Source organism: Microcoleus sp. T3_D1, from assembly GCF_036700405.1.
Taxonomy (GTDB): Bacteria; Cyanobacteriota; Cyanobacteriia; order Cyanobacteriales; family Microcoleaceae; genus Microcoleus.
Window position 1 is genome coordinate 26,615 of record NZ_JAUBOV010000084.1, and the last position, 6,016, is coordinate 32,630.

3 protein-coding genes are annotated in these 6,016 nt (G+C 44.2%); 2 read left to right on the forward strand and 1 reads right to left on the reverse strand.

Features of this window, described 5'->3' with window-relative positions:
• Positions 1–274: 274 nt before the first annotated feature.
• Positions 275–1,336, forward strand: a complete 1,062-nt coding sequence (aroF, locus tag QT992_RS27665; protein WP_333340675.1) for a 3-deoxy-7-phosphoheptulonate synthase — start codon at positions 275–277, stop codon at positions 1,334–1,336.
• A gap of 265 nt (positions 1,337–1,601) precedes the next feature.
• Here the strand turns inward: aroF and QT992_RS27670 are convergent, their stop codons facing one another.
• The gene (locus QT992_RS27670; protein WP_333340678.1) at positions 1,602–4,205 is read right to left on the reverse strand and encodes a dynamin family protein; all 2,604 of its coding nucleotides are present in this window, start codon (positions 4,203–4,205) and stop codon (positions 1,602–1,604) included.
• Between the two features lie 1,441 nt (positions 4,206–5,646).
• Here QT992_RS27670 and acpP point away from each other — a divergent pair.
• Complete coding sequence (gene acpP / locus QT992_RS27675) at positions 5,647–5,877, forward strand: acyl carrier protein (protein ID WP_333319570.1); 231 nt, start codon at positions 5,647–5,649, stop codon at positions 5,875–5,877.
• Positions 5,878–6,016 lie beyond the last annotated feature (139 nt).

Sequence of the window (6,016 nt, forward strand, 5' to 3'; positions counted from 1 at the left end):
TACCTGGTTCGTTAGTCGTTTAAATGCTCCACAGCTTAATGAATTTAAAAAGTTTTCTTCTCAGTCCTCATAGCGAGGACTTTAGCTTTGAGACATGGGTTTTAACCCCTGGCGGACTTGGCGGGTAAGCGAGAGAACTTGGCGGACTAAAAGCTTAAGTTGACACCAATGGCTACTGCCGTGTCCTGATATCATTCGATCGCCATTGCATCTATTTTTCTCAGTTCATCCGTGTCATAATTCGTGTCTAGCCCAACTAAAAAGGCAAAAAAAAATGATTATAGTAATGAAAGCCGGCACTCCAGAAGCCGAGATCGATCGACTAGACGAAGAGCTCCGCACTAACTGGGGTTTGATACCAGAAAAAATCGTCGGCCGTTACAAAGTTGTCATGGGTTTGGTAGGCGACACCGCCGAGCTCGAACCGATGCAACTGCGCGAAATGAGCACCTGGATTGAAGAAGTGCTGCGGGTAGAAAAACCCTACAAACGCGCTTCTCTGGAGTACCGCCAAGGAGAAGCCAGCACAGTAGAAGTTGCTACTCCTTTAGGAACTGTGATGATCGGCCTGCACCACCCGATCGCGATCGTAGCAGGCCCTTGCTCGGTCGAAAACGAAGAAATGATTGTCGAAACGGCAATGCGTGTCAAAGCTGCTGGAGCTCATTTTCTCCGTGGTGGCGCGTACAAACCGAGAACTTCTCCCTATGCTTTCCAAGGCCACGGCGAGAGTGCTTTGGGATTGCTAGCTGCGGCCCGGGAAGCTAGCGGTTTGGGAATTATCACCGAAGTTATGGATGCGGCGGACTTAAGTGCGATCGTAGAAGTAGCCGACGTGGTACAAGTCGGGGCGAGAAATATGCAGAATTTCTCACTGTTGAAGAAAGTCGGAGCTCAAGACAAACCAATTTTGCTGAAGCGCGGTATCTCCGCCACCATTGAAGAATGGTTGATGGCTGCTGAGTATATCATGGCTTCTGGCAATCCGAACGTGATTTTGTGCGAGCGCGGAATTCGCGGGTATGACAGGCAATATACACGCAATACCCTAGATTTGTCGGCAGTACCAGTATTGCGGACTCTGACTCACTTACCGATTATGGTTGACCCCAGTCACGGCACCGGTTGGGCGCAGTTTGTACCGTCAATGGCGTTTGCTTCGATCGCCTCTGGTACAGATTCGCTGATGATTGAAGTGCACCCGAATCCGAAAAAAGCTTTGTCTGACGGGCCGCAATCTTTAACACCGGATCAGTTCGACAAGTTGATGGAAGAATTGGCGGTGATTGGTAAAGTCATGGGACGTTGGCCACAGCCGGTGCCAGTTTTGGCATAAAAACACCAGTAATATAATGTCCGGTCAATTAACCGTAATTCCTGTAGGGGCGGGTTCGCCCTAATTTGCAACACAAAGCCGAGATTCTGGAAACCCGCCCCTCTCCTTGGGTATGACTTACCCGTTAGATCGAATCCGATCGATTAACCATAATATCCCGGCCGGGGCGGGTTTTTGAGATTGTCAATTATTGGCTGGTATTGTTGGCTAACGGGCCCCTACGAAAATCGCGGTCGATCGATTGGACATGATATTATTCATTGAATTAGCGATCGCTTTGATTTAAGATTGTTTGAATTTGATTTTGTACTTGTTCGAGCTCCCGACGTTTTTCAGCCAGCCACACTTTTTGGGACTCGCATTCTGCTTGATTTTGGCGATCTCGATTTTCCTGCTGTTCTAATAAATTTTCCCACATCGACATTGCTTGTGCGATCGCACCGCTATTCGTCTCAACTCTTTCTTCAAATACTGCAATAATTCTTTCTTTTATCTTATCAGAAATCGACTGCGAAGATTCATCAAACTTCTTAAACCCTAACTCACAAATTTTTTGCTTAATCTGGTTATGAATTCCATCAACATCTAGCATTCCCAATCCAAATGCGCCACCCCCACCAGCAGCTAACGCACCCAAAATAACTGGAATAATACCAAGTCCCGCGAAAAACAGCAATCCCGCCGCGACGGCTCCACCAAGGCCTAAACCGCCAAGATAACCTCCAGGACCTCCAATATCTGAGATTGATGAAGCGATACCGCTTCCACCGATGCCAATTCCACCCAGATTTTTTGCTATTCCTAAGTTATTGAATTGAGTAACAAGGCTAGTGCTAAGTCGCCGATCAAACTCTTGAAACTCTTGTCGGATTGCATAAAACTCTTCCTTAAATTTGAAGTCTAAAGTTTCTATTTTTTGTTTCAATATAAAGTGCAATTTTTGGTCGCTCCAAACATCAATTTCTTGTGTTAATTCCCACACAAATTGATTGGCATAATCTTGGATTAACTTGTCTTGGCTCCAAATATGCGAATGCACTGAAGTCCATTTATTCCTTTTTGTAGCGAGGCGATCGCGCAATATTTTATCCCATTCCTTCCAAGATTCAATAGCTTCTTTTACCGATTCCTCCCTCAGTTCATTAGCTAAAAGTCTAATCTTAACATCGCGGCCGCTTACTTCCGCCATCTGTTCAAAAATCTTCGCCTTATCTCCTTGGGAAACTGTCAAATTTCCTTCTAGCATTTCCCTATATTGACTCAATTCATTGCAGCCAGTATTAATAATTTGCTTAATTCCGGCGGCTGATTGCTGAAGTGCGATCGCCCCCCGTTCAACTGTCAGAAACTTCTCAACCGAATCAGTAAAACCCTGAAAAGATTTTAGATAATCATCATTTTCATTGCCTGCTAAAATCGCTTCCAAGGCAGATTGAGCAGAAATAAAATGAATCCGGTTTTCACCACCAATCAAATTTTGACTTGTAACAATTGTTTCCACCCTTTTTCGTACCTGCTGGCGACTCTCTTCCCGCCGCAGTAAATCGAAAAAATTAACTACCATAAAAATATTACTCGCGCCTTCCTTATTACCATAATTTAGTTCTTTTTTCAAGTACAAAAGCAGTTCTCGCTCTTTCTCGGTTAAAGCATTTTGAGCATGAGTTAAGAAAATAACGGCATCAGTTGTTTTGAGCACCTGTTGGGTGATTAATGTGCGTTCGGCTTGTTCGTTCAATCCAGGAGAATCAATAATTTCTACTCCATTGCAGCACAACTCTAATTCGGGATGTTCAAAAACGATTTCGGCAATTTCCGACTTGGCAATTTCATCGGCATAGGAACCATAAGCCGCTTGTTCCGAAATCGAAGCTTTCTCTTGATATTGTGCAGGTGAAATTTCTTCCTCCCGTCCATTTTTGTAGCGACAAATAACCCGGCGCTGCGAACCATATTTCAAAATAGTCACATTACCACTACAGGGAATATCGCGCACTGGTTGGATTTCCTCACCAAGTAAAGCATTTAGTAAGGTTGATTTGCCTTTACTAAATTCGCCGACAACAGCAACGCGAAAACATGGAGATTGCAATCTTTGAGATACTTTCGTTACTTCTTCTGCTAAAGTAGGAGATAGCACGTTGCGATCGCTTCCATTTTGCAGAGTTAAGCCGAGTTTTTCACAAACAGCATCCATTTGTTGTCTATACTCCTGAAACTTTTTCAACTCCTGATAGGACGAAACTGACTGTTTTTGATTTGTTTGCTGTTTCGGTTTGGCTGGTAAATGTTCGATAATGTGACTGGCAGCACGGACAAACATAGAATCGAGAGATTGAAATTGCGCTGGATCTAGTAACGAGTGGACTTCTGCTAAAGCTGCTGTATCGCTGATGGCTTGATTGCTAAAACTCGCTTCCAAAACACTCAAAAATCGCGCATTAACTCCGAGTCGATCGGCAATGATGGTCAAATACTGTTTTTCTCGTTCATCTATTGTCCCATCTGCCGCCGACATTTGATACCCAAAACTAATTAACAGCAGTTTTTCCTCTTCGGAAAAGCACGATGTGAGCGCCAGCAACGCCGTCAATTTCTTGTAAACTTGCTGTTCCCGCACGCTCTTAACCATCGGCATTACGAATTGGCGCAAACTGTTGTTAGCGGGAATAAGTTCCGTAAAAATTGTCCGCAATCGCTGTGTTTCCTCAGCACTTACCGTACCGTCGGCATGAATGACTCCCAGCAATACCGTCACCAGCCCCGCCAGGAAAAGCACAGGCGGAGTAATATCCTCTTTTCGGAGGTTTTGCCCGGTCAGCCGCGAAACAAGCTCAACTGTTTGAGGACTAATTAGCGAAGTGTGCATTTGCAGGGCCTATTGATAATTTTTTTTTATTTAAACTAGCATAATATATTAGTTATTCTGTGGATTGGTAACACGGTAGAAATTGATGATGAACTTTGTATTTCCCCCGGCGGTACAGGCTGCGATCGAGGCTGGCAAGTACGTACAAGTGTTTACATCGGCTGGAGTGCCGATCGGCATGGCGAGAGATGCAGCAACGGGAGAGTTTGCGGCCCACGCCGTTGGCGCGGTGGTCAACAACAGCCCCCTATCGCCGTTAGTGTCTCCCGTGCAGCTTGCAATGGGAGGCTTGCAGATGTACCAAAACCACATGGGCTTTCAAGCCGTCCAAACCAGTTTGGGCGTGCTGCAAGCGACAACAGCCGTCATTGGTGTGGGAGTTGCCGCTGGGGTAGCCTTGTCGGCGGTGAATTTGCACCAGACTTTGAAACTAAAAAAAGCAGTAGAAAGGCTGGAAGTTAAAGTAGAAAATGGTTTCATCAATTTAGAACAACTTTTGAAAGGTCAAGGCGCAGAAATTAAGCAATTAATTTCCGAAGTGGTTGCAGATATAAAATTTGAGAACCATCGCCTAGTCTTAGTGCGGGCTTACGGGTTATTTAATCAAGCAATTCAACGAATGCGATCGGCTTTGCAACTGCAAGATATCAACCGCCGCAATGCTGAAATTGATGCGGCGCGGGGGATGCTGTTTGAGGCTTTAGCTGATTACAGAAATCCGCAGTTGTTGTCAGAAACCTGTGCGGCGGGACAGTTGCGGCGGTTAGAGTGCAGTTGGACGATCGAACAAAGTATTATTGCGACTTATCAGGTGCAAAATGAATTTGGTGCTGCGGGCGATCGTATTTCTCAACTTCAACAACAAATCCGTCAAGATAGCCTCGGTATTATACACTGTTGTGACTCAGACGAAGAGCTTGACTTTCTTTTTCCTGAAATTACGTGCATTCACGATCGCGATTTAGTTTTATTAGAGACTTGGCAAAATCATATTGAATGGATGAAAGCTTTACCGCCAAGTGAATTAAAACAGTTGCAAAGTGCTGATTTTAGTAAACCTGACTCTGCTGTTAAGGTGGAGAAAAACTCAGCCGCAACAGCTTTAGCAATCCCAGAGGAACAGTTATTTTATGAAAATTTGAAGCCGAAGTCTCATTTTTACGCGCTTCGCACTCAACTGGAATGGATGCTCGATCGGCAGCGACGTGAAGAGTATGAAGATTATATCATTGAACAAGGGGAACTAGGGGGTCATACAAGTTTAGTATCGTCGAATTTGGAAAAAGCCTCTGATTTGGCTGTGGCTAATCTATTTTGGTACTTCAAAGTCCGGGATGAATCCGAAGAGGAATTAGAATTAGATTCTGATGAAAGTACGAATAATACTGCTACTGCTACCGTTGTTGCAGAATCTTTCCCAAGCGATAAGGTTAAGCAGCAAATTTATGAAAAACTCAAAGCCGTTGTTGCCAAGCAACTAGAATTTGAGGCAAGTAAAGTCACCATAAACGCTAATTTTGCCAAGGATTTAGGAGCCGATTCTCTCGATGCAGTAGAGCTAATTATGGCCATTGAGGAGGAATTCGACATTGAAATTCCCGATCAAGCTGCGGAGAACATAGAAACAGTTCAACAGGCTGTTGATTACATTTACCAAAAAGTTGCTGTTTAAAAAGCAAAGACAGTAACCAAGTTCAAATTCCTTAAACAGAAGAAAGCACTAGAAAGACTTCAGGGAGCATAACACTTATGCGATGAGTAGAAATACTCACCAATACTATGTCCCTCATTAGTCCATAATTAAATATGTT